This window comes from Streptococcus mitis (assembly GCF_905187495.1).
GTDB classification, from domain to species: domain Bacteria; phylum Bacillota; class Bacilli; order Lactobacillales; family Streptococcaceae; genus Streptococcus; species Streptococcus mitis_CU.
The window spans coordinates 1-23,155 of sequence record NZ_CAJJIB010000029.1 but is presented as its reverse complement, the minus strand read 5'-3'; the positions used below and the strand labels follow the sequence as shown (position 1 = coordinate 23,155).

At 40.2% G+C, this 23,155-nt stretch carries 24 protein-coding genes and 1 tRNA gene; 21 read left to right on the top strand and 4 right to left on the bottom strand.

Annotated features, from left to right (window positions below; translation table 11 throughout):
* The first annotated feature begins 26 nt into the window (after window positions 1–26).
* Entirely contained in the window at window positions 27–713 is a 687-nt protein-coding gene (locus JQ843_RS04525) for a response regulator transcription factor (protein ID WP_000323582.1), read from the top strand.
* The gene (locus JQ843_RS04520; RefSeq protein ID WP_203212995.1) at window positions 683–1,771 is read left to right on the top strand and encodes a sensor histidine kinase; all 1,089 of its coding nucleotides are present in this window, start codon (window positions 683–685) and stop codon (window positions 1,769–1,771) included. Before JQ843_RS04525 ends, JQ843_RS04520 begins: the two co-directional genes overlap by 31 nt.
* Before the next feature lie 176 nt (window positions 1,772–1,947).
* Here JQ843_RS04520 and yidC read toward each other — a convergent pair whose 3' ends face one another.
* Window positions 1,948–2,874 carry a membrane protein insertase YidC gene (gene yidC, locus JQ843_RS04515; protein ID WP_049499184.1) on the bottom strand — a complete coding sequence of 309 codons (927 nt, stop codon included), beginning with the start codon at window positions 2,872–2,874 and terminating at the stop codon, window positions 1,948–1,950.
* A 77-nt stretch (window positions 2,875–2,951) separates the two neighbouring features.
* Complete coding sequence (locus JQ843_RS04510; RefSeq protein WP_001174612.1) at window positions 2,952–3,230, bottom strand: acylphosphatase; 279 nt, start codon at window positions 3,228–3,230, stop codon at window positions 2,952–2,954.
* Between the two features lie 33 nt (window positions 3,231–3,263).
* On the opposite strand from JQ843_RS04510, the gene JQ843_RS04505 reads away from it, so the two are divergent.
* The 11 genes from JQ843_RS04505 to JQ843_RS04455 all read left to right on the top strand — a co-directional run bounded on the left by JQ843_RS04505 (window position 3,264) and on the right by JQ843_RS04455 (window position 12,188).
* Window positions 3,264–4,004, top strand: coding sequence for a TrmH family RNA methyltransferase (locus JQ843_RS04505; RefSeq protein ID WP_049499185.1), 741 nt, complete (start codon window positions 3,264–3,266; stop codon window positions 4,002–4,004).
* A gap of 54 nt (window positions 4,005–4,058) precedes the next feature.
* A complete protein-coding gene (locus JQ843_RS04500) occupies window positions 4,059–4,742 on the top strand; it encodes a Bax inhibitor-1/YccA family protein (protein WP_042750024.1) in 684 nt (227 codons plus the stop codon).
* A gap of 111 nt (window positions 4,743–4,853) precedes the next feature.
* Entirely contained in the window at window positions 4,854–5,846 is a 993-nt protein-coding gene (gene asnA / locus JQ843_RS04495; protein WP_049510788.1) for an aspartate--ammonia ligase, read from the top strand.
* A 64-nt stretch (window positions 5,847–5,910) separates the two neighbouring features.
* Window positions 5,911–6,450 carry a 16S rRNA (guanine(966)-N(2))-methyltransferase RsmD gene (rsmD, locus tag JQ843_RS04490; RefSeq protein ID WP_203212994.1) on the top strand — a complete coding sequence of 180 codons (540 nt, stop codon included), beginning with the start codon at window positions 5,911–5,913 and terminating at the stop codon, window positions 6,448–6,450.
* On the top strand, window positions 6,440–6,928 hold the full coding sequence (gene coaD, locus JQ843_RS04485) for a pantetheine-phosphate adenylyltransferase (RefSeq protein ID WP_203212993.1): 489 nt from the start codon (window positions 6,440–6,442) through the stop codon (window positions 6,926–6,928). Before rsmD ends, coaD begins: the two co-directional genes overlap by 11 nt.
* A complete protein-coding gene (locus JQ843_RS04480; RefSeq protein WP_203212992.1) occupies window positions 6,912–7,949 on the top strand; it encodes a SepM family pheromone-processing serine protease in 1,038 nt (345 codons plus the stop codon). The genes coaD and JQ843_RS04480 overlap by 17 nt, the downstream gene beginning before the upstream one ends.
* Window positions 7,950–8,006: 57 nt before the next feature.
* Window positions 8,007–8,237: a DUF1146 family protein gene (locus JQ843_RS04475; RefSeq protein ID WP_081480237.1), complete on the top strand. Its 231-nt coding sequence runs from the start codon at window positions 8,007–8,009 to the stop codon at window positions 8,235–8,237.
* 23 nt (window positions 8,238–8,260) lie between these two features.
* A complete protein-coding gene (murA, locus tag JQ843_RS04470) occupies window positions 8,261–9,544 on the top strand; it encodes a UDP-N-acetylglucosamine 1-carboxyvinyltransferase (protein ID WP_203212991.1) in 1,284 nt (427 codons plus the stop codon).
* Window positions 9,537–9,725: a DNA-directed RNA polymerase subunit beta gene (locus JQ843_RS04465; RefSeq protein ID WP_203212990.1), complete on the top strand. Its 189-nt coding sequence runs from the start codon at window positions 9,537–9,539 to the stop codon at window positions 9,723–9,725. The genes murA and JQ843_RS04465 overlap by 8 nt, the downstream gene beginning before the upstream one ends.
* 38 nt (window positions 9,726–9,763) lie before the next feature.
* Entirely contained in the window at window positions 9,764–10,588 is an 825-nt protein-coding gene (gene endA, locus JQ843_RS04460) for a DNA-entry nuclease EndA (protein ID WP_203212989.1), read from the top strand.
* 268 nt (window positions 10,589–10,856) lie between these two features.
* Window positions 10,857–12,188 carry a hemolysin family protein gene (locus tag JQ843_RS04455; RefSeq protein WP_020902006.1) on the top strand — a complete coding sequence of 444 codons (1,332 nt, stop codon included), beginning with the start codon at window positions 10,857–10,859 and terminating at the stop codon, window positions 12,186–12,188.
* 195 nt (window positions 12,189–12,383) lie between these two features.
* On the opposite strand, the gene JQ843_RS04450 is transcribed toward JQ843_RS04455, so the two are convergent.
* Window positions 12,384–12,454 (bottom strand) — tRNA-Cys (locus JQ843_RS04450).
* A gap of 161 nt (window positions 12,455–12,615) precedes the next feature.
* On the opposite strand from JQ843_RS04450, the gene JQ843_RS04445 reads away from it, so the two are divergent.
* The 8 genes from JQ843_RS04445 to JQ843_RS04410 all read left to right on the top strand — a co-directional run bounded on the left by JQ843_RS04445 (window position 12,616) and on the right by JQ843_RS04410 (window position 22,363).
* Window positions 12,616–14,604: a peptide ABC transporter substrate-binding protein gene (locus JQ843_RS04445; protein WP_084928170.1), complete on the top strand. Its 1,989-nt coding sequence runs from the start codon at window positions 12,616–12,618 to the stop codon at window positions 14,602–14,604.
* 66 nt (window positions 14,605–14,670) lie between these two features.
* Window positions 14,671–16,167, top strand: coding sequence for an ABC transporter permease (locus tag JQ843_RS04440; protein ID WP_049486661.1), 1,497 nt, complete (start codon window positions 14,671–14,673; stop codon window positions 16,165–16,167).
* Window positions 16,167–17,093, top strand: coding sequence for an oligopeptide ABC transporter permease OppC (gene oppC / locus JQ843_RS04435; RefSeq protein ID WP_049486660.1), 927 nt, complete (start codon window positions 16,167–16,169; stop codon window positions 17,091–17,093). Before JQ843_RS04440 ends, oppC begins: the two co-directional genes overlap by 1 nt.
* A gap of 8 nt (window positions 17,094–17,101) precedes the next feature.
* Window positions 17,102–18,169: an ABC transporter ATP-binding protein gene (locus JQ843_RS04430; protein ID WP_000159550.1), complete on the top strand. Its 1,068-nt coding sequence runs from the start codon at window positions 17,102–17,104 to the stop codon at window positions 18,167–18,169.
* A 10-nt stretch (window positions 18,170–18,179) separates the two neighbouring features.
* On the top strand, window positions 18,180–19,106 hold the full coding sequence (locus JQ843_RS04425) for an ATP-binding cassette domain-containing protein (RefSeq protein ID WP_001291285.1): 927 nt from the start codon (window positions 18,180–18,182) through the stop codon (window positions 19,104–19,106).
* A 558-nt stretch (window positions 19,107–19,664) separates the two neighbouring features.
* Entirely contained in the window at window positions 19,665–20,642 is a 978-nt protein-coding gene (locus tag JQ843_RS04420; protein ID WP_000869838.1) for an ABC transporter substrate-binding protein, read from the top strand.
* An 11-nt stretch (window positions 20,643–20,653) separates the two neighbouring features.
* The gene (locus JQ843_RS04415; RefSeq protein WP_101782491.1) at window positions 20,654–21,547 is read left to right on the top strand and encodes an ABC transporter permease; all 894 of its coding nucleotides are present in this window, start codon (window positions 20,654–20,656) and stop codon (window positions 21,545–21,547) included.
* A gap of 12 nt (window positions 21,548–21,559) precedes the next feature.
* The gene (locus JQ843_RS04410; protein ID WP_203212988.1) at window positions 21,560–22,363 is read left to right on the top strand and encodes an ABC transporter ATP-binding protein; all 804 of its coding nucleotides are present in this window, start codon (window positions 21,560–21,562) and stop codon (window positions 22,361–22,363) included.
* Between the two features lie 32 nt (window positions 22,364–22,395).
* Here the strand turns inward: JQ843_RS04410 and treR are convergent, their stop codons facing one another.
* Window positions 22,396–23,106, bottom strand: coding sequence for a trehalose operon repressor (gene treR, locus JQ843_RS04405; RefSeq protein WP_004255908.1), 711 nt, complete (start codon window positions 23,104–23,106; stop codon window positions 22,396–22,398).
* Window positions 23,107–23,155 lie beyond the last annotated feature (49 nt).

Genomic DNA, 23,155 nt, shown 5'->3' with positions numbered 1-23,155 from the left:
CTATAATATATTCAGGAGGGTGAGTTATGGCTTATAAAATTTTGGTTGTAGATGATGATCTTGCTATTCTTCGCCTAATAAAAAAAGTACTAGAATATGAAAAATATGAAGTAGTCATACGAAATAAGATAGAAGAGATTGATCTTTGTGATTTTACAGGCTTTGACTTGATTCTATTAGATATTATGATGCCTGTTAGTGGTTTAGAAATCTGTCAGATGATTCGCGAGCAGATAACTGTTCCTATCTGTTTTATAACTGCCAAGGATATGGATGAAGACTTAGTAGCTGGAATCAATGCAGGTGCTGATGATTATATTATGAAGCCCTTTAGTATGCAAGAACTTTTAGCACGTGTTAAAATGCACTTGCGTCGTGAAGAACGGACTAAAGGAAATGTTCATCAAATAAAGATTGGAAAGCTTATACTATATACGGATAGTAAGGAACTATTTGTAAACGATGATAAGATTGCTCTGACAAGGAGGGAATTTGACATAGTAAATCTTTTGGCAAGCAACCCAAGTAAAATATATTCTATTGAGGAAATTTATAATTATCTATATCCACAAAGTTCAGAAGCGCTTTTACGTTCGGTTTCAGAGTACATTTATCAAATTCGTCAAAAGCTGAAACCTTATCAATTAAATCCAATTAAAACCTTGTACGGTGGAGGATATCAATGGGTAGAATCAAAAGTTTTAGACAATTAATTCGAGAAACCTGTTGGAGAATTATTTGGCAGTTTAGTCTTGGCTTACTAATGGCCTATCTTATTCCCTTAGCTTCAGTATCTATACAAATAAATGAAGATGGGAAAACTTTAAACAATAGTGGTGTTCTATCAATCTTTTTTAATGTGTCATCATGGATATATATTTGTGTTTTATTGATTGTTCTAATAAGTTATCACATTGGAAAATTGTTGAAAAAACTGAGTTATGAAATGACTTTGATTTATGAAAATAGTATGTGGTTGAAGAAGGAATGTACAGAAAGTTTAACGGTTAAAGAATTTCGCGAGACAGGAAATCGGATTATTGTGATGCAAGATAGAATTCGACAATTAATAGTTAATGAGAAACAGCAGAAGGAAGATTTGATGTTTCAGGTTTCAGCAGCTTCTCATGATTTAAAAACTCCCTTAACCATTATTAGGGGAAATGTGGAATTTTTGCAGACGATAACTGAAAACGACCAATCTCAAGAATGCTTAGCAGATATAGAAAGAGCTAGTCAACAGTTACTAGATTATTTCAATCAATTGATTCACTATTCTAAAACCTATTATGATGATGAGACAGGTTGGACGGAGTATTCCTCTTCAGATTTTATCAATGAATTAGAGAAAGAAGTCTCTTTTTTGATAAAAAATCAGATGAAGTTTTCTTTTGAACAAAATGTGAAAGGAACTGAAAACTATTATATAAATCAATCTCTTCTGATTCGTGCCATACAAAATATTTTAACAAATGCTTTGGAATACGCTGATAAACAGAATCCTAAAATTAAAATTAGAGTAGAGCAAGAGGGGAAGGAATTGAAAATAGGTATATGGAATAATGGTTCGGAATTTCCAGAGGAAGTTTTAACTAATTTTGGAAAGCTCTTTTATCGTATGGATAAAGCTAGATCGTATAAAGAGCAACATTATGGTATTGGACTGAGTTTTGTATGTAGAGTGGCAAAACTACACAAAGGCCGAGTTGAGCTTAGAAATAGAGACGCGGGAGCAGAAGTTTTAATAACTGTGAATTGTATTAAATCATAGTGATTTACTTGTTAATTTATGATTGAATAGTTTTTATATGTGAGCTTTTAAACTATTTAACTTTTTCGACTAGTATAAGATGTAACGGTAGATAATAAAAACGAATGATGATATCTAGTTGATGAAAACTATTTATCATTCATTCGTTTTTTAATTATTGGATAATTTACGTAGCTTTATCTCGAACGTTGTTTTCCAGCGTTGCGATTTTTGTGTTTTTTCTTGCTTGTGATAGCAGTTGGTTGTTCAGGAGTAACGTCTTTTCGTCCACTTGGTGTTGAGAAAGAACGTGCTTTTGGTGGGTTCTTGGCTAGTTCTTCACGGACTTTTTTGCGAAGTTTTGGACGAACGATATAGTTGACGATAAACTGTTGGAGAATCATCATGAAACCACCAACAACCCAGTAAAGTGTGACACTGGCTGGTGAGAAGAGGGAGAAGACGACGATCATGAGTGGGCTCATGTAAATCATTTTCTTGATCTGTTCTCTTTGCATTTCATCTTCTACTCCGTGAAGTGAAAGGAGCGATTGAAGATAGTAAAGGACACCTGCGCAGGCAACCAAAATCATACTTGGAGAACCTAGAGGAATTCCTAGGTAGCTTGCTTGAGCAACACCTTCAGTATGTTGGGCAGCAAAGTAGATAGCTGAGAAGAAAGGCATTTGAAGGAGGATAGGGAAACATCCTACACCACCAAACATGCTGATGCCGTGCTCTTTTTGAGCTGCAAAGAGAGCTTGTTGGGCTTCGAGTTTTTCTTCTTGAGTAGTTGCTTCTTTGAGACGTGTTTGGTGTGGCTCAAGGACGTGCTTGAGGGCGTTCATCTTTTCAGAGTGAAGCGTTGCCTTCCATGATTGGTAGATACCAAGTGGCAAGATAATCAAGCGCACGATAATGGTTACGATAATGATAGCGACACCAAAGCCTAGCCCTTTATCAGTAGCGAAGTACTTGATAGCTTCTCCCATCGGGGCACCCAAGAAATCCCAAACGGGACCAATTGGCTTACCTGTTGCTTTATCAATCTGAACGCAACCTGCCAAAACTAGCAACATAGCCACTCCCATAGCTGAGAGTGCAAAACGTTTAATAGATTTCACTGTTTTTATTCCTTCTTTAAAAATTATACCTTTCTATTCTACTGTTTTTTTACAAAATATACAATAGTTCTAGAGACCTAATTTGCGATTTTAAAGTCAGGGTAGGGAGGAAAGTTGCTTAGTTTGACATCTAAGTAGCTGACTTTTGAAAAAGGTGTGGGTCCTTTGCGGATTTCTTGGATAAATTTTGCCATGATAGCAGATGAGTCTGCTTGGGCTAAGATTTCCACTGTGCCATCGTCGTTATTCCATACCCGACCTGTGATGCCACCAATTTCAAGCGCCAAGCTGTAAACACCCCAACGAAAGCCGACTCCCTGTACCCTACCTTGGGCAATCATTCTAACCTTTTGCATACCAAACCCCTTTGATTGTGTTATAATATTTCTATGACTATTATAACCTCAAAAGCCAATTCTGTGGTAAAAAATGCCAAGAAATTACACCAAAAAAAATACCGCAAGTCTGCCTATTTGATTGAAGGCTGGCACTTGTTTGAAGAAGCTGTCCAAGCTGGAGTGACGATTGAGAAAATCTTTGCCTTAGAAAATTACCGAGATCAGTTAGCCTCGTTTCCGCAAACTGTCTGGGTTTCAGAGGATATTTTGCTAGATTTGGCGGATTCTCAGACTCCACAGGGCATTGTTGCCGTGGTTCAAAAAGAAGAAGTAGGGCAAGCTGACTTTAGTCAGGGTAAGTTCTTGTTTTTGGAAGATGTGCAAGATCCTGGTAATGTAGGAACCATTATTCGGACTGCGGATGCAGCAGGTTTTACTGGAGTGATTGTTTCAGATAAGTCGGCAGATATCTACAGTCTCAAGACCCTACGTTCTATGCAAGGCAGTCATTTTCATCTGCCTATTTACCAGATGTCGAGTCAAGCACTTCTTAAGGAAACCAAAGAGGCAGCTATCCCAGTGCTAGCAACAACCTTATCTAAAGTTTCTGTTGATTACAGAGAACTGCCTCCTATAGAAAATTTTGTACTAGTCATGGGAAATGAGGGGCAAGGAATTAGTTCCCTTATGGCTGAAAGTGCAGACCAGTTGGTCCACATTAGTATGAAGGGGCAGGCGGAGAGTCTCAATGTTGCCGTTGCAGCTGGTATTTTAATTTTCCATTTAAGCTAATTTTAACTTTCTTTGTTATAATCAAGGAAAGATGTTCATAGAAAAGGAGAAAAGATGAATCACACTATTATTCACGACCGCGCAGGTCTCAATCAATTTTATGCTAAGGTTTATGCCTTTGTTGGTCTGGGGATCGGACTATCCGCTTTAGTATCAGGTCTTATGTTGACCGTCTTTCAGTCTCAGTTGGTTTACTTTTTGATGCAGGGACGTCTCTGGTTGACCATTGCAACCTTAGCAGAGCTAGCTCTGGTCTTTGTTGCCAGCAGTATGGCTTCGAAGAATAGTCCAGCGGCTCTTCCAGTATTTTTACTTTACTCAGTATTAAACGGCTTTACCCTCAGTTTTGTGGTGGCCTTCTATACTCCAGGTACAGTTTTATCTGCCTTTGTATCAAGCGCCCTTCTCTTCTTTGTTATGGCGGCAGTCGGTATGTTCACCAAGAAAGATTTGAGTGGCCTTGGTCGGGCTATGATGGCGGCTCTTATCGGTTTGTTGATTGCTATGGTAGTCAATATTTTCTTGGCTAGCGGTTTCTTTGATTATATGATTAGCGTAGCCATGGTCTTGGTCTTCTCTGGTCTGATTGCTTGGGACAACCAAAGAATTCGCTATGCATATGAGCAATCACAAGGTCGTGTAGAGACAGGTTGGGTTGTGTCAATGGCTCTCAGTATCTATCTTGATTTTATCAATCTCTTCCTAAGTATTCTACGTATCTTTGGTCGTAATGACTAAAAGGTCCCTAACATCAGTGTTCGAAGGAGCACTGATTTTTTTATATTTGGTCTTTTCTTTTCTTGGAAATAGGTGTATAATGCTTTTAATTAATTTTTTGAGGAGTAGTTTATGAAGAAAAGTTTTATTCATCAACAAGAAGAGATTTCCTTTGTCAAAAACACTTTTACCCAGTATTTGAAAGATAAGTTAGAAGTTGTCGAAGTTCAAGGTCCTATCTTGAGTAGGGTCGGTGACGGGATGCAGGACAACTTATCAGGTGTGGAGAATGCCGTATCGGTCAAGGTTCTCCAAATCCCTGATGCTACTTACGAAGTGGTGCACTCCCTTGCCAAATGGAAACGCCACACTTTGGCTCGTTTTGGTTTCGGTGAAGGTGAAGGTCTTTTCGTCCACATGAAGGCCCTTCGTCCAGACGAAGATTCGCTTGATGCGACCCACTCTGTTTATGTTGACCAGTGGGACTGGGAGAAGGTTATCCCAAATGGACAACGTAACATTGCCTACCTAAAAGAAACAGTTGAGAAGATTTATAAGGCTATTCGCCTGACTGAGCTAGCTGTTGAAGCCCGCTATGATATTGAGTCTGTCTTGCCAAAACAAATCACCTTTATCCACACAGAAGAGTTGGTAGAACGCTACCCAGACTTGACACCAAAAGAGCGTGAAAATGCTATTTGTAAAGAATTTGGAGCAGTCTTCTTGATCGGTATCGGTGGTGAATTACCAGACGGTAAACCGCACGATGGACGTGCACCAGACTACGATGACTGGACAAGTGAGTCTGAAAATGGCTATAAGGGTCTAAATGGTGATATTCTTGTTTGGAATGAGTCTTTAGGTGGAGCCTTTGAGTTGTCTTCTATGGGAATCCGTGTAGATGAAGAAACTCTTCGCCGTCAGGTTGCCATCACAGGTGATGAAGACCGTTTAGAATTGGAATGGCACAAGGCTTTGTTGAATGGCTTATTCCCATTGACAATCGGTGGAGGAATTGGACAATCTCGGATGGCCATGTTCCTACTTCGCAAGAAACACATCGGAGAAGTGCAAACAAGTGTTTGGCCTCAAGAAGTCCGCGATACTTACGAAAATATTTTGTAGAGAATCGAACCGCAAGGTTCGGTTTTCTTTCTCTTTTCGCTCATAATTTGGTATAATAAACGGTATGAAGATCGTATCAGGAATCTATGGGGGACGCCCCCTCAAGACACTAGAAGGCAAGACGACAAGACCTACTTCAGATAAGGTTAGGGGAGCCATTTTTAACATGATTGGTCCCTACTTTGAAGGTGGACGAGTCTTGGACCTTTATGCAGGTAGTGGTGCTTTATCTATCGAGGCAGTATCGCGTGGCATGTCCAGTGCTGTTTTGGTGGAGCGAGACCGTAAGGCTCAGGCTATCGTGGCTGAAAATATTCAGATGACCAAGGAAGTTGGGAAATTTCAACTCCTCAAGATGGATGCAGAAAGGGCATTGGAACAGGTATCTGGGGGATTTGACCTCATTTTCTTAGACCCTCCTTATGCCAAGGAACAAATCGTAGCAGATATTGAAAAAATGGCTGAGAAAGAGCTTTTTTCTGAAGATGTCATGGTCGTGTGTGAGACGGATAAGGCCGTTGAACTTCCAGAAGAAATTGCCTGCCTGGGCATCTGGAAGGAAAAGATTTATGGAATTAGTAAGGTGACAGTCTATGTCAGATAAGATTGGCTTATTCACAGGCTCATTTGATCCGATGACAAATGGGCATCTGGATATCATTGAACGGGCGAGCAGACTTTTTGATAAGCTCTATGTCGGTATTTTTTTCAATCCCCACAAACAGGGATTTCTCCCTATTGAAAATCGTAAACGGGGGTTAGAAGATGCTTTGAAACATTTGGGAAATGTTGAAGTCGTGTCTTCTCATGATGAATTGGTGGTTGATGTTGCAAAAAGACTGGGGGCTACTTGTCTAGTGCGTGGTTTGAGGAATGCAGCGGATTTGCAATATGAAGCTAGTTTCGATCACTACAACCATCAGCTGTCTCCTGGTATAGAGACCATTTATTTACATAGCCGACCTGAACATCTCTATCTCAGTTCATCAGGTGTTAGAGAGCTTTTGAAGTTTGGTCAGGATATTGCTTGCTATGTTCCCGAGAGTATTTTGGAGGAAATAAGAAATGAAAAAAAAGATTAGATGGCCCTTATATGTCATTGCGGCCTTGATTGTGACTTTCTTGGCATTTGTAGTGCCCTTGCCCTACTATATAGAGGTTCCAGGTGGTTCGGAAGATATTCGCCAAGTCCTTAAAGTCAATGACACAGAAGATAAGGAAGCTGGTGCCTATCAATTCGTTACGGTTGGTGTTCAGCACGCTACTTTATCCCATATGATTTATGCGTGGTTGACGCCTTTTACAGATATTCGTAGTGCCCAAGAGACTACAGGTGGCTCTTCTGATGTTGAATTTATGCGGATTAATCAATTCTACATGCAAACATCGCAAAATATGGCCAAGTATCAAGGGCTAAAAACAGCTGGTAAGGATATTGAACTTAAATACCTTGGGGTTTATGTCTTGAACGTGACAGATAATTCAACCTTTAAAGGGATTCTCAATATCTCTGATACGGTCACAGCAGTCAATGATCAGACATTTGACAGTTCCAAAGACTTGATTGATTACGTCAATTCTCAAAAACTAGGGGACTCCGTCAAGGTCACCTATGAAGAGGATGGGCAAACCAAGTCCGCAGAAGGTAAGATTATCACCCTAGAAAATGGCAAAAATGGGATTGGGATTGGCTTGATTGACCGTACAGAAGTAACCAGTGATGTCCCAATTCGTTTTTCAACAGCTGGTATCGGTGGACCAAGTGCAGGTCTCATGTTTAGTCTCGCTATCTATACTCAAATAGCTGACCCAGGCCTTCGTAACGGCCGTATCGTTGCTGGTACAGGAACCATTGACCGCGATGGCAATGTGGGGGACATTGGAGGTATTGATAAGAAAGTTGTAGCTTCGGCTAGAGAAGGTGCTGCGATTTTCTTTGCTCCTGATAACCCTGTTAGCGAAGAAGAACAAAAAGCGCACCCGGATGCGAAAAACAACTATCAAACAGCTCTGGAAGCAGCTAAAACAATCAAGACAGATATGAAAATCGTGCCAGTTAAAACCCTACAAGATGCAATTGATTACTTGAAAAACAATCCCTAGTTTTTAAGTGAAGTTTCCAAACTAGCGCACAAACAGAGAAGATGGTATAATAGTCAAATGGTTCAATTATTATTCACTCTAAGCAGTCACATGCTCTTTATTTATGTGAGTTTTTACCTTTTAAAGGATCTTGTTAGATGGGAAAAGGTTTTAAAAGTGACAACTGAGAATACAGGAAAAGTTCGTTTACTAGTAGCTTTTTTCAGCATTGTAATGGGCTATATCTTGAGTTCTTTCTTTATTAGTCTCTATCAGTTGTGGCAAGAAGCGTTTAGAGGATTATTATAAAATCAAATGTAAAGGAAATAAGTATGGAAAAAATTGTGGTTCAAGGTGGCGATAATCGTCTGGTAGGAAGTGTTACGATCGAAGGAGCAAAGAATGCAGTCTTACCCTTGTTGGCAGCGACTATTCTAGCCAGTGAAGGAAAGACTGTTTTGCAGAACGTTCCTATCTTGTCAGATGTTTTCACTATGAATCAGGTGGTTCGTGGTTTGCATGCCAAGGTAGATTTTGATGAGGAGGCTCATCTTGTCGAGGTGGACGCGACCGGCGATATCACTGAGGAAGCTCCTTACAAGTATGTCAGCAAGATGCGTGCATCTATCGTTGTCTTGGGACCAATTCTTGCCCGTGTAGGTCATGCTAAGGTATCCATGCCAGGTGGTTGTACGATTGGTAGCCGTCCTATTGATCTTCATTTGAAAGGTCTGGAAGCCATGGGGGCTAAGATTAGCCAGACAGCTGGTTACATCGAAGCCAAGGCTGATCGCTTACATGGAGCTCATATCTACATGGACTTCCCAAGTGTTGGTGCTACGCAGAACTTGATGATGGCGGCGACTCTGGCTGATGGGGTGACAGTGATTGAAAATGCTGCGCGTGAGCCTGAGATTGTGGACCTAGCTATTCTCTTAAATGAAATGGGAGCCAAGGTTAAAGGGGCTGGTACAGAGACCATTACCATTACTGGTGTGGAGAAACTTCATGGTACGACTCACAATGTGGTCCAAGACCGTATCGAAGCTGGAACCTTTATGGTGGCTGCTGCCATGACTGGTGGTGATGTCTTGATTAAAGACGCTGTTTGGGAGCACAACCGTCCCTTGATTGCCAAATTGCTTGAAATGGGAGTGGAAGTGACGGAGGAGACTGAAGGAATTCGAGTACGCTCTCAGCTAGAAAATCTAAAAGCTGTTCATGTTAAAACCTTGCCTCATCCAGGATTTCCAACAGATATGCAGGCTCAATTTACAGCCTTGATGACCGTCGCAAAAGGCGAATCAACTATGGTGGAGACGGTATTTGAAAATCGTTTTCAACATCTAGAAGAAATGCGCCGCATGGGCTTGCACTCTGAGATTATCCGTGACACAGCCCGTATTGTTGGTGGACAGCCTTTGCAGGGGGCAGAAGTTCTTTCAACTGACCTTCGTGCTAGCGCAGCCTTGATCTTGACAGGTTTGGTAGCGCAAGGAGAAACTGTGGTCGGTAAATTGGTTCACTTGGATAGAGGTTACTACCGTTTCCATGAGAAGTTAGCTCAGCTGGGTGCTAAGATTCAGCGGATTGAGGCAAGTGATGAAGATGAATAAGAAATCAGGCTACGTAGCCAAGCGTTTGCTTTTAGTCATTCTGGTACTGTTTTTAGGTGCTCTAGCCCTAGGTATCGGCTTAATGGTAGGTTATGGAATCTTGGGCAAGGGTCAAGATCCATGGGCTATCCTGTCTCCAGCAAAATGGCAGGAATTGATTCATAAATTTACAGGAAATTAGGCTGGAGAACCAGTCTTTTTCTAGAGATAAGGAGAAAAATGGATAAAAAAACAAGACAGACACTGATCGGACTGCTAGTGTTATTACTCTTATCTGCGGGAAGCTATTATATCAAGCAGATGCAGTCGACAGCTAATAGTCCTAAAACCAAACTTAGTCAGAAAAAACAAGCGTCTGAAGCTCCTAGTCAAGAGTTGGCAGAAAGTGTCTTAACAGATGCAGTCAAAAGCCAAATAAAAGGGAGTCTTGAGTGGAATGGCTCAGGTGCTTTTATCGTCAATGGTAATAAAACAAATCTAGATGCCAAGGTTTCAAGTAAACCTTACGCTGATAATAAAACAAAGACAGTGGGCAAGGAAACCGTGCCAACTGTAGCAAATGCCCTCTTGTCTAAGGCTACTCGCCAGTATAAAAATCGTGAAGAAACGGGGAATGGTTCGAATTCATGGACTCCTCCGGGATGGCATCAGGTTAAGAATCTAAAGGGGACTTATACTCATGCGGTCGATAGAGGTCATTTATTAGGCTATGCCTTGATAGGTGGCTTGGATGGTTTTGATGCCTCGACAAGCAATCCTAAAAATATTGCTGTTCAAACAGCCTGGGCAAATCAGGCGCAAGCCGAGGATTCGACAGGGCAAAACTACTATGAAAGCATGGTACGCAAGGCCTTGGATAAAAACAAGCGTGTCCGTTACCGTGTAACCCTTTATTACGCTACAAATGAGGATTTAGTTCCTTCAGCTTCACAGATTGAAGCCAAGTCTTCAGACGGAGAATTGGAATTCAATGTTCTAGTTCCCAATGTTCAAAAGGGGCTTCAACTGGATTACCGAACTGGAGAAGTAACGGTCACTCAGTAAAAGATAAGATAAACTCCTATGTCACTTGTGGATGTAGGGGTTCTTTTTTGGACAATTTAAGTAGGACTAGAATAGACACTGATACTCAATGAAAATCAAAGTGCAAACTAGGAAGCTAGCCGTAGGTTGCTTAAAGCACAGCTTTGAGGTTGCAGATGAAGCTGATGTGGTTTGAAGAAATCTTCGAAGAGTATGAGAAAAAATAATATGTACTGGACTATATTTTGTGATATAATAAAGGATAAGATACTATTTTAGGAGAAGAACTATGGAAGACCCAAGTAGTCAGAATTTGTTGCTACAATTTGTTTTATTGTTTATCTTGACGGTATTAAATGCCTTTTTCTCAGCCACAGAAATGGCCATGGTTTCACTTAACCGTGCGAGGGTTGAACAAAAGGCAGAAGAAGGAGATAGACGTTATATCCGTCTACTGAAGGTATTAGAAAATCCTAACCACTTTTTATCAACCATTCAAGTAGGGATTACCCTGATTACGATCTTATCAGGGGCGAGTTTGGCAGAAACTCTGGGACGAGAAATTGCATCTTGGCTTGGAAATGGTGAAACATCTTATGCCGTTGCAAGTTTTCTATCTTTAGCATTTTTGACTTATATTTCCATCGTTTTTGGGGAATTGTATCCTAAGAGAATCGCTCTTAATCTAAAGGATGCCTTGGCGATTCGTACAGCGCCAGTTATCATTGGGCTGGGGAAACTAGTTAGTCCCTTTGTTTGGCTCTTATCTGCATCTACCAATCTCTTGAGTCGCTTGACTCCGATGACCTTTGACGATGCTGATGAAAAAATGACCCGTGATGAAATTGAGTACATGTTGACAAATAGTGAAGAAACACTAGATGCTGACGAAATTGAGATGTTACAAGGGATTTTTTCTCTAGATGAACTGATGGCCAGAGAAGTCATGGTTCCTCGAACGGATGCCTTTATGGTCGATATTCAGGATGATAGTCAAACCATCATCCAAAGTATTTTAAAACAAAATTATTCTCGTATCCCTGTCTATGATGGGGATAAGGACAATGTGATTGGGATCATTCACACCAAGAGTCTCCTTAAGGCGGGCTTTGTGGACGGTTTTGACAATATTGTTTGGAAGAAAATCTTACAAGATCCACTTTTTGTTCCTGAAACTATTTTTGTGGATGACTTATTAAAAGAACTGCGCAATACTCAAAGACAAATGGCAATCTTGCTGGATGAATACGGTGGGATGGCTGGTTTGGTGACCCTAGAAGACCTCTTAGAGGAAATCGTTGGGGAAATCGATGACGAAACAGATAAAGCGGCAATAGATGTTCATCAAATCGGTGAGGATACTTACATTGTTCAAGGTACCATGAATCTCAATGATTTTAATGACTACTTTGATGTTGAACTGGAAAGTGATGACGTTGATACCATCGCTGGTTACTATTTGACAGGAGTTGGGACCATTCCAACGACTGAGAAACTCAGTTATGAATTAGTCAGCCAAAACAAACAGCTTATCCTTACCAATGATAAAGTGAAAAATGGACGCGTTACCAAGGTAAAAGTCCAAATTACCGAAGTTGAAATAGAAGAAGAAACAGAGTAAACTAGAGGCTTTTGTCACCAGGTGTGACGAAGCTTTTTCAGTTGATTTCAAAAGGAAATTGTGTCCTCGAAAAACTCAGCCCCAAACTTGCCCCAAAAGTTTTTTAAAGTTATACGTATTTATTCAAGGAAAAAGAAAAAAGCCCTTTAAATTGGGCTTTCTGTTTAAATGAAACCTGATAAATCAAGTTAAAGAAGGCGGTAGACGGATTTGAACCGACGATCAAGCTTTTGCAGAGCCGTGCCTTACCACTTGGCTATACCGCCTTAACGTTTATTATTATACCTTGAAAATGATTTTCAGTCAATAGCTTTTTCAGATTTTTTGTATCAATAAGCCTAAATATTCTGAAAATTCGTTTACTTTTCTTGAAATCTATGATATAATTGATGATAACCTATACTTTATTTATAAGAGGAGTAAATAAATGAAAAAAAGTCAAGTGCTTGCTGTAGCGGGAGCTACCTTATTAGCGTCAGGAGTTCTAGCTGCGTGTTCAAACACTAGTTCAAATAATGCTAAACTAGCAAAAGATTACCAATATGTTTATCAAACAGATCCAGAAACCTTGGATTATATCGTCAGCAATATCGATTCAACATCATTCGTCACAACAAATGCTGTAGATGGTTTGTTGGCTAATGATAAATATGGTAACCTGGTTCCTTCTATTGCTGAATCATGGACAGTTTCAAAAGATGGTTTGACTTATACCTATAAAATCCGTAAGGATGCTAAATGGGTGACAGCAGAGGGAGAAGAATACGCTCCTGTAACTGCTAAAGACTTCGTTACTGGTTTGAAACACGCCGTAGATGGAAAATCAAAAGGACTTTCAATCGTTAGCTCTTCTATTAAGGGATTAGAACCCTATATCAAGGGTGAAACAAGCGATTTTTCAACCGTTGGAGTAAAAGCACTTGATGATCAAACACTAGAATATACCTTGAACCAGCCAGAAACTTTCTGGAATGATAAGACCACTAGTGGTGTTTTGATGCCGGTTAATGAAGAATTCTTAACTTCAAAAGGTGAAGGTTTTGGTGCCCCAACCGATGCTAACTCTATTCTTTATAACGGTCCATTTGTCTTAAAATCTGTAACTCCAAAATCATCTATCGAGATGGCTAAAAATGATGCTTACTGGGACAAAGAAAATGTAAAAATTGAGAACGTTAAGTTCACTTTCTGGGATGGTAAGGACCAAGATGTGATTGCTAAAGGTTTTGCTGATGGTCAATATAGCAAGGCTCGTATCTTCCCTACAAGTTCTACATATGAAAAATATGCAGCTGACTTTAAAGATAACATTTACTTTAATGAACCAGGAGCGGGTGTTGCAACTGTCAGCTTGAATTATGGCCGTACAACCTATAACCACACTGCCAAAACAAGTGATACCCAAAAGACATCTACTCAGAAAGCATTGCTAAACAAGGAATTCCGTCAAGCCTTGAACTTTGCTGTCGATCGCAATTCTTACTCAGCTCAAACAAATGGTACTGATGGAGCTGCAGTAGCCATCCGTAATACGTTTGCACCTTATAATCTTCAAGTTGGTAAGAAAACATTTGGTGAATTGGTACAAGATAGCTTGGCTAAGACAAATTCTTCTACTTGGTCAAACGTGTCTCTAGCAGATTCTCAAAATGGCCTTTACAATGAAGAAAAAGCGAAAGAAGTCTTTGCTAAAGCCAAATCAAGTCTACAAGCTGAAGGTGTTGAATTCCCAATCCACTTGGATGCCCTGGTTATCCAAGAATCAACAGCGGTTGTAAACCGTGTTCAATCATTGAAACAATCAATTGAAAAAGTATTGGGTTCAGATAATGTTGTTGTAGACTTACAACAAATGACTCAAGCAGAAGCTTTACCAATTTCATTTAGCGCTCCAACAGCTAAAGAGCAAGACTGGGATATCCATACCTTGCTAGGATGGAACCCGGACTATCAAGATCCTTCTACTTTCTTGGATCAATTCGTCCTTAAGGGAGGAAGCACTCGCCTTTACCTTGGTATTGACCAAAACACAGATGCATCAGTAGTAAGCAAACTTGGTTTAGCTGACTATGGAAAATTACTTGATGACGCAAACAGCGAAAACCAAGATGTTCAAAAACGTTATGAAAAATACGCGGTGGCACAAGCTTGGTTGACTGACAATGCTTTGACAATTCCAGTAATGGCTTCTCCTAAAGAAACAGCCGTTTCATATGTTTCAAAAGTTCTACCATTTAGCTCTTCATATTCTGTAGCCGGCCTTAAAGGTGAAAATTCAGGATACTTGAAGTACACTGAAGTTGGTGAAAAAGCAATCACCAAAGAAGAGTATGAAAAAGCTCGTGAAAAATGGTTGAAAGAAAAGACTGAGTCAAACGAAAAAGCTCAAAAAGAATTGGCAAGTCATGTGAAGTAAATAATTTTCAATAGAACTTTCTCTCCATGAGGAGAAGGTTCTTTTGGGATTTTTAAAGGAAATGATATGAAAAAATATATTTTTATGCGTGTTTTGCGGTCCTTGGTTTCTATCTTCTTAGTAACAACCTTGACTTACACGATTATCTATACAATGGTTCCTCGAAAATTGATTTTCAAACAGGATACCAACTATAACAAGATTGCTACAACTGCTGATAAACGTGATAACTATGAGAATACCGTTTATGAGCGTATGGGCTATATCGAGTACTACGATACCAAAGAGTTGCAAGAAAAAGCTAGCCAGATGGATGCTTCTGTAACAGTTGAAGCCAATGACACCAACAAGGCTATCTATGAAAAATACATCAAACAAATCGGTCATGGTTGGACCCTGGGAGAATTTACTGAAAGTGGCCAATTCTACGCTACTCGTGAAATCCCGATTTTTGAACGTGTTTTCAAATTCTATGCTAACTTGATTGACATTGATCATACTAATAAAATTCAAGACCCTGAAAATCCAGACTTGAAACGTTACCTTCGTTTTGAAAATGATCCAGCTATCGGATGGTCCTTGGTTGGTTCAGGAACTAAACACAAATATCTCTTGTACTTCAACAGTCAGTTCCCATTTGTGCATCAAAACTTTGTGAACATTAATTTAGGTGACTCTTATCCAACCTATGCTAATAGCCCTGTTTTACAGGTTATTACTCAGGGTCAAGGGCAAACAAAAACATCTCAAGTTCAGTTCCCAACAGGTAAGAAAACTTCTTCTGTAAATATTTACTCAAGAACCTACAAGTCTCCTAGTCAGGCTGATTCACGTGAAGTAGCTAACTATGGGAAAGATGACCCATATACTGCTACTGAAAGCAACTACCAATATCCTTCTATGATTGCTAGCTCTGCAATCGTTGGATTGATCGGTTTGGTGATTTCTTATGCGATTGCCGTGCCACTTGGTTCAGCTATGGCTCGCTTCAAGAACACTTGGATTGATAGCTTCTCAACAGGGGCTTTGACCTTCTTGATGGCTCTTCCAACCATTGCTTTGGTTTACATTGTTCGTTTGATTGGATCATCAATTGGTCTTCCAGATTCATTCCCTATCTTGGGTGCTGGAGATTGGCGTTCGTATGTTTTACCAGCAGTTATCCTTGGTTTATTGGGTGCTCCTGGTACCGCTATTTGGATTCGTCGTTACATGATTGACTTGCAATCACAGGATTTTGTTCGTTTTGCTCGTGCAAAAGGTTTGTCTGAAAAAGAAATTTCAAACAAACACATCTTTAAAAATGCCATGGTTCCGCTGGTTTCAGGGATTCCTGGTGCTGTTATCGGGGTTATCGGTGGTGCAACCCTTACTGAAACAGTCTTCGCCTTCCCAGGTATGGGTAAAATGTTGATTGACTCTGTAAAAGCATCTAATAACTCTATGGTCGTAGGTCTTGTCTTCATCTTTACATGTATTTCTATCTTCTCACTTCTTTTGGGAGATATTTGGATGACTATTATTGACCCACGTATTAAATTGACTGAGAAAGGAGGCAAATAATGTCTACAATCGATAAAGAAAAATTTCAGTTTGTAAAACGTGACGATTTTGCCTCTGAAGCCATTGATGCGCCAGCTTATTCATACTGGGGTTCAGTGTTTAGACAATTTATGAAGAAGAAATCAACTGTAGTCATGTTGGGAATCTTGGTAGCTATCATTTTGATGAGTTTCATCTACCCAATGTTTTCTAAGTTTGATTTCAATGATGTCAGCAAAGTGAACGATTTTAGTGCTCGTTATATTAAGCCAAATGCTGAGCATTGGTTCGGTACTGACAGTAACGGTAAATCGCTCTTTGACGGTGTTTGGTTCGGAGCTCGTAACTCTATCCTCATTTCTGTGATTGCGACAGTGATTAACTTGGTTATCGGTGTCTTTGTCGGTGGTATTTGGGGAATTTCGAAATCAGTAGACCGTGTGATGATGGAAGTTTATAACGTCATCTCAAACATCCCATCTCTTTTGATTGTCATTGTCTTGACTTACTCAATCGGAGCTGGATTCTGGAATCTGATTTTTGCAATGAGTGTAACAACATGGATTGGGATTGCCTACTCAATTCGTATCCAAATCATGCGTTACCGTGACTTAGAGTACAACCTTGCTTCACGCACACTCGGAACTCCAACATACAAAATTGTCATTAAAAATATCATGCCACAATTGGTATCTGTTATTGTTACGACTACATCACAAATGCTTCCAGCATTTATCTCCTATGAAGCCTTTCTGTCATTCTTTGGACTTGGATTGCCTATTACAGTACCAAGTTTAGGTCGATTGATTTCAGATTATTCACAGAACGTAACAACAAATGCATACCTCTTCTGGATTCCATTGACAACTTTGGTCTTGGTATCCTTGTCACTTTTCGTAGTTGGTCAAAACCTAGCGGATGCTAGTGATCCACGTACACATAGATAGGAGTAGAAATGACAAAAGAAAAAAATGTAATTTTGACTGCTCGCGATATTGTCGTGGAATTTGACGTTCGTGACAAAGTATTGACAGCCATTCGCGGCGTTTCCCTTGAACTAGTTGAAGGAGAAGTATTAGCCTTGGTAGGTGAGTCAGGATCAGGGAAATCTGTTTTGACAAAGACATTCACAGGTATGCTTGAAGAAAACGGTCGCATTGCCCAAGGTAGTATTGACTACCGTGGTCAAGATTTGACAGCTTTATCTTCTCACAAGGATTGGGAACAAATTCGTGGCGCTAAGATTGCGACTATCTTCCAAGATCCAATGACTAGTTTGGACCCAATTAAAACAATTGGTAGTCAGATTACAGAAGTTATTGTAAAACACCAAGGAAAAACAGCTAAAGAAGCGAAAGAATTGGCGATTGACTACATGAATAAGGTTGGGATTCCAGATGCAGATAGACGTTTTGATGAATACCCATTCCAATATTCTGGAGGAATGCGTCAACGTATCGTTATTGCGATTGCTCTTGCCTGCCGACCTGATGTCTTGATTTGTGATGAGCCAACGACTGCCTTGGATGTAACTATTCAAGCTCAGATTATTGATTTGCTAAAATCTTTACAAAACGAGTATCATTTCACAACAATCTTTATCACTCACGACCTTGGTGTGGTAGCAAGTATTGCGGATAAGGTAGCGGTTATGTATGCAGGAGAAATCGTTGAGTATGGGACTGTTGAGGAAGTCTTCTATGACCCTCGCCATCCATATACATGGAGTCTCTTGTCTAGCTTGCCTCAGCTTGCTGATGATAAAGGGGATCTTTACTCAATCCCAGGAACACCTCCGTCACTTTATACTGACCTGAAAGGGGATGCCTTTGCCTTGCGTTCTGACTATGCAATGCAGATTGACTTCGAACAAAAAGCTCCTCAATTCTCAGTATCAGAGACACATTGGGCTAAAACTTGGCTACTTCATGAGGATGCTCCAAAAGTAGAAAAACCAGCTGTGATTGCAAATCTCCATGATAAGATCCGTGAAAAAATGGGATTTGCCCATCTGGCTGACTAGGAGGAAGGAAATGTCTGAAAAATTAGTAGAAATCAAAGATTTAGAAATTTCCTTCGGTGAAGGAAGTAAGAAGTTTGTCGCAGTTAAAAATGCTAACTTCTTTATCAACAAGGGAGAAACTTTCTCGCTTGTAGGTGAGTCAGGTAGTGGGAAAACAACTATTGGTCGTGCGATAATCGGTCTAAATGATACAAGTAATGGTGATATTATTTTTGATGGTCAAAAGATTAATGGTAAGAAATCGCGTGAACAAGCTGCGGAATTGATTCGTCGTATCCAGATGATTTTTCAAGATCCTGCCGCAAGTTTGAATGAACGTGCTACTGTTGATTATATTATTTCTGAAGGTCTTTACAATCACCATTTATTTAAGGATGAAGAAGAACGTAAAGAGAAAGTTCAAAATATTATCCGTGAAGTAGGTCTTCTTGCTGAGCACTTGACTCGTTACCCTCATGAATTCTCAGGTGGTCAACGTCAACGTATCGGTATTGCCCGTGCCTTGGTCATGCAACCAGACTTTGTTATTGCGGATGAGCCCATTTCAGCCTTGGACGTTTCTGTGCGTGCCCAAGTCTTGAACTTGCTCAAAAAATTCCAAAAAGAACTTGGCTTGACCTATCTCTTTATCGCCCATGACTTGTCGGTTGTTCGTTTTATTTCAGATCGTATCGCGGTTATTTACAAGGGTGTTATTGTAGAGGTTGCAGAAACAGAAGAATTGTTTAACAATCCAATTCATCCATATACTCAGGCTTTGCTTTCAGCGGTACCTATCCCAGATCCAATCTTGGAACGCAAGAAGGTCTTGAAAGTATATGATCCAGATCAACATGATTATGAGACAGATAAGCCATCTATGGTAGAAATCCGTCCAGGTCACTATGTTTGGGCTAACCAAGCCGAATTGGCACGTTATCAACAAGGGTTAAACTAATAATGGTTTTATAATTTCCATGTCAACTTTTATGGAAATTATAAACCTTTTTTTGTTGGATTGATTTGAAAGTCTTTGAAAGCTCCTTGAAAGAATTTTCGAAAAATTTTAAAAAATTCTGAAATATTCTTGACAGCTAATGAAAAAGGTGGTAAGATAGGAAACATCAAAAAAGAAAGCAGAAAAAGAAATGAATAAGGAACAAGCTGTAACTATGAATCAAAACTTTTACTTTAGCTACTTTAGATAGTGTTTGTAGGCATGTCACCATGGATGCAAACAGTTCAAGCAATTTGTTTGTATCTATGTGGCTAAGATTTTTGATTGTGGTCCATATAGATAAATATCTAAATGGACTAGCAAAGTTATAACTTGTTAGATTATTTCAAGCATCCGTTTAGGTATTATCTAGGCGGTTTTTTGTTTTATACTCTTCGAAAATCAAATTCAAACCTCGTCAACGTCGCCTTGCCGTACTCAAGTACAGCCTGCGGCTAGTTTCCTAGTTTGCTCTTTAATTTTCATTGAGTATTATCTTTTCTGAGAAGGAGTTTCATTATGAAAGTTGTTCGAAAATTACTAGCACCCCTCTTGGTGGTGGGGATCCTCTTGACCTCTCTGATTAGTTTACATCAGTTGAAGGCAGATAAGAAAAAAGATGTGTTTCGTATCGGTATTTCGCAATTTATTACCCACCAGTCCCTAGATGCTACTAGAGAAGGCTTTGTGGATGAGCTGGCTAAACAAGGCTATGTGGAGGGGAAAAATATTGAGATTGATTTGCAAAATGCACAGGGAGAACAAAGAAATCTAAAAACCATTTCCCAGCAACTAGCAGAATCTAGTGATGTCGTTCTAGCCATCGCAACGCCTTCTGCTCAGAGCTTGGCCAATACAACACAAACGACACCTGTTATCTTTTCAGCGGTAACAGATCCTGTCAGTGCCAAGTTGGTAGAGTCAAGAGAGCATCCTGGGGGCAATGTAACTGGGACAAGCGATCAGTCATCAGATGCCATTTCAACCCAAATCAATTTGATAAAGAAAGTGTTGCCCAAGGCTAAAACGATTGGAATTCTTTATACTCAGAGCGAGCCAAACTCAGTTGTCCAAAAGGATGAAGCTAAGCGCCTTCTGGAAGAAAAAGGCTTTACCGTTGTTGAAAAAACAATCTTGGACAGTAACAACGTCAAGGCGGCAGCAGAAAGCTTGATGGCAGAGGTGGATATGGTTTTTGTCCCAACGGATAATATCATTTCGTCAACCATGGAAACAGTTAAGCAGGTTTCTATTAAACACAAAGTTCCAGTATTCGGTGGTTCAACAGAAATGATTGCTGTTGGTGGCTTGTATAACTACGGAACCAATTATGAAGAATTGGGACGGCAGACAGCCCGCATGTTGATTCGTGTCTTAAAAGGTGAGAAACCAGAAAATATAGCAGTTGAGTTGCCTGAAAAACTGGAATTGCATACCAATCAAGAAATGGCAGATGCATTGGGAATTGATATTAGTAAGTTAGAAGGCAAGGAATAAGGAGGTTTGAGATGAATTTTGTATTATCTAGTTTATCAGAAGGTTTGTTGTGGTCGATTATGGCGATTGGGGTCTACTTGACTTTCCGTATTTTGGATATTGCGGATATGACTGCTGAAGGAGCCTTTCCACTGGGGGCTGCTGTCGTCGTATCTCAGATACAGGCAGGGACAAATCCTTGGATTGCGACTTTACTTGCTTTTCTGGCAGGTATGGTAGCAGGTCTTGTATCAGGAATGCTTCACACCAAGATGAAAATTCCAGCTCTCTTGACAGGGATTGTGACCTTGACAGGGCTTTATTCGATCAATATTAAAATCATGGGAAGTGTGCCCAATCTTTCCTTGGGAGATTCTTCGACTGTCTTTAAACAGTTGGCGAGCTTGGGGCTGACAACTGAAGAAGCTGTTTTCTCATTCAGTTTGGCCTGTCTCTTACTTGTTTGTTTGGTCTTGACACTTTTGATGAAAACGGAGATTGGTTTGGTCTTGCGTTCGACCGGGGACAATATTCCGATGAGTGAGGCCAATGGGGTCAATGTCGATACGATGAAGATTGTTGGTTACATGATTTCAAACGGTTTGATTGCCCTATGTGGTTCCTTGTTCGCCCAAAATGATGGATTTTCAGATGTGACTTCTGGGACAGGAACTATCGTGGTTGGTTTGAGTGCCGTGATTATTGCGGAAGTTTTGATTCACGATTTGACCATTGGAGGCCGCTTGTTATCTATCGGAATTGGTGCTATTGTTTATCGTTTGATTATTTTAAATATCTATGAAATTCCAAATCTAGATCAAAACTTGGTACGTCTCTTTAATGCAATCTTGCTCGCCTTAGTTTTATTTGCGCCAGAATTGCAAAAGAGATTAAAGATTCGTGGTCTGAAATTGAGAAATGAATAGGAGGAGAAAGTTATGGCAAGTTTGTTAACACTTGAAAATATTCACAAAACATTTGAAGCAGGGACGGTCAATGAGAACCATGTCCTCAAAGGATTAGATTTAGAAGTTGAAGAGGGAGATTTTATCTCTGTAATCGGTGGAAATGGAGCAGGCAAATCCACTTTGATGAATATATTAGCTGGCAATCTATCGGTGGATGAAGGGAATCTGTTATTGGCAGGAAAATCCATTAAAAATCTGAGTGTCAGAAAGAGAGCCAAGGATATCGCCCGTGTTTTTCAAGATCCTAAGATGGGAACAGCTTCTCGTTTGACGATTGAGGAGAATATGGCTATTGCCTTGAGACGCGGGCAGAAGAGAGGGCTTGGCTGGGGTGTGAAGGAGAAGGACAGAATCCAGTTCCAAGAGGCCTTGAAAGAGTTGAATATTGGCCTTGAAAAACGCTTGAAAGTGGATACTCAATACCTCTCAGGAGGGCAAAGACAGGCCTTGACCCTAGTCATGGCAGCTCTGGTGAAACCCAAACTTTTGCTTTTGGATGAACATACTGCGGCTCTTGACCCTAAAACGAGTCAAATGGTGATGGATTTGACGCAAAAGATTGTGGAACACCATCAGTTGACGACTTTGATGATTACCCACGATATGAATCATGCGATTGAGTACGGAAATCGTCTCATTATGCTCTATCAAGGCAAGATAGTGGTGGATGTCAAGGGAGAGGAGAGAAAGCATCTGACAGTTGAAGATCTCATGCATCTCTTCCAGAAAAATAGTGGTCAAAGTCTAGTTAGTGATGAATTAGTTTTGGGATAAAGAAAAAGGCTGAGATCTGGTGTCTCAGTCTTTTATTTCTTACGTTTTGCAAAATCTACAAATCTGAATTTTTCTAATTTATGCCGACTTTCGGTAAACTGAAATTGCCGTCCGTCTTGGAGATAAACTTTTGATTTAATCGAAACGACATAAGGGTCTTTGCCAATGTCCATAAGAATCTTGTCTCGGTCATTTGAGTGGTCAATAGTTATTTCCTTTTGAGCATAATCAATAAGGAGTTTGAGGTCGTCCTCTATATAAGAATAGATGGACTGCTCAGCAATTTGCCGAGTGATATTTGGGATTAGTTCCATATCCAGATAGTCCGTATCCAGAACGGATACCAGATCATCCACCACACGCTGGCGGACCACCTTCCAAACCATACGAAACTCTGGGAAGCCAGTTATTAGTGAGGATTTTTTATCAATAATAATCTTGTCCAGACTGACCACGTTGGTTTTAGAGCGCAGTCCAAGTTCTTGAACTAGTTCTTGGTAGCTGGTTAGGTTGGATACAGGGAAATTGACGGTTTCTTCTTTGACGACTTGAGAACCTTGCCCCCGTATCTTTTTGATCAATCCTTCCTCTTGGAGGAGAGACAGGGCCTTTCGGACGGTATCACGGCTTACCTGATATTGCTCCATGAGGTCATGCTCGCTAGGAAGGAAATCTCCGACAGCGTAAGTCTCGTTTTGAATGGTTTCTTGGATTTGCTTAAATAGTTGTTGGTATTTCTTCATGGTACTTCCTTATACTCTTCGAAAATCAAATTCAAACCACGTCAGCGTC

What these genes read in the sequence shown, in the direction of transcription:
- treR (WP_004255908.1), bottom strand. Translation starts at nt 23,106, where the DNA reads ATGAAGAAATACCAACAACTATTTAAGCAAATCCAAGAAACCATTCAA.
- JQ843_RS04480 (WP_203212992.1), top strand. Translation starts at nt 6,912, where the DNA reads ATGAAAAAAAAGATTAGATGGCCCTTATATGTCATTGCGGCCTTGATT.
- JQ843_RS04440 (WP_049486661.1), top strand. Translation starts at nt 14,671, where the DNA reads ATGAAAAAATATATTTTTATGCGTGTTTTGCGGTCCTTGGTTTCTATC.
- oppC (WP_049486660.1), top strand. Translation starts at nt 16,167, where the DNA reads ATGTCTACAATCGATAAAGAAAAATTTCAGTTTGTAAAACGTGACGAT.
- JQ843_RS04455 (WP_020902006.1), top strand. Translation starts at nt 10,857, where the DNA reads ATGGAAGACCCAAGTAGTCAGAATTTGTTGCTACAATTTGTTTTATTG.
- JQ843_RS04425 (WP_001291285.1), top strand. Translation starts at nt 18,180, where the DNA reads ATGTCTGAAAAATTAGTAGAAATCAAAGATTTAGAAATTTCCTTCGGT.
- JQ843_RS04430 (WP_000159550.1), top strand. Translation starts at nt 17,102, where the DNA reads ATGACAAAAGAAAAAAATGTAATTTTGACTGCTCGCGATATTGTCGTG.
- JQ843_RS04500 (WP_042750024.1), top strand. Translation starts at nt 4,059, where the DNA reads ATGAATCACACTATTATTCACGACCGCGCAGGTCTCAATCAATTTTAT.
- JQ843_RS04475 (WP_081480237.1), top strand. Translation starts at nt 8,007, where the DNA reads ATGGTTCAATTATTATTCACTCTAAGCAGTCACATGCTCTTTATTTAT.
- JQ843_RS04410 (WP_203212988.1), top strand. Translation starts at nt 21,560, where the DNA reads ATGGCAAGTTTGTTAACACTTGAAAATATTCACAAAACATTTGAAGCA.
- JQ843_RS04445 (WP_084928170.1), top strand. Translation starts at nt 12,616, where the DNA reads ATGAAAAAAAGTCAAGTGCTTGCTGTAGCGGGAGCTACCTTATTAGCG.
- JQ843_RS04520 (WP_203212995.1), top strand. Translation starts at nt 683, where the DNA reads ATGGGTAGAATCAAAAGTTTTAGACAATTAATTCGAGAAACCTGTTGG.
- JQ843_RS04420 (WP_000869838.1), top strand. Translation starts at nt 19,665, where the DNA reads ATGAAAGTTGTTCGAAAATTACTAGCACCCCTCTTGGTGGTGGGGATC.
- JQ843_RS04465 (WP_203212990.1), top strand. Translation starts at nt 9,537, where the DNA reads ATGAATAAGAAATCAGGCTACGTAGCCAAGCGTTTGCTTTTAGTCATT.
- JQ843_RS04510 (WP_001174612.1), bottom strand. Translation starts at nt 3,230, where the DNA reads ATGCAAAAGGTTAGAATGATTGCCCAAGGTAGGGTACAGGGAGTCGGC.
- coaD (WP_203212993.1), top strand. Translation starts at nt 6,440, where the DNA reads ATGTCAGATAAGATTGGCTTATTCACAGGCTCATTTGATCCGATGACA.
- JQ843_RS04415 (WP_101782491.1), top strand. Translation starts at nt 20,654, where the DNA reads ATGAATTTTGTATTATCTAGTTTATCAGAAGGTTTGTTGTGGTCGATT.
- murA (WP_203212991.1), top strand. Translation starts at nt 8,261, where the DNA reads ATGGAAAAAATTGTGGTTCAAGGTGGCGATAATCGTCTGGTAGGAAGT.
- rsmD (WP_203212994.1), top strand. Translation starts at nt 5,911, where the DNA reads ATGAAGATCGTATCAGGAATCTATGGGGGACGCCCCCTCAAGACACTA.
- asnA (WP_049510788.1), top strand. Translation starts at nt 4,854, where the DNA reads ATGAAGAAAAGTTTTATTCATCAACAAGAAGAGATTTCCTTTGTCAAA.
- endA (WP_203212989.1), top strand. Translation starts at nt 9,764, where the DNA reads ATGGATAAAAAAACAAGACAGACACTGATCGGACTGCTAGTGTTATTA.
- JQ843_RS04525 (WP_000323582.1), top strand. Translation starts at nt 27, where the DNA reads ATGGCTTATAAAATTTTGGTTGTAGATGATGATCTTGCTATTCTTCGC.
- JQ843_RS04505 (WP_049499185.1), top strand. Translation starts at nt 3,264, where the DNA reads ATGACTATTATAACCTCAAAAGCCAATTCTGTGGTAAAAAATGCCAAG.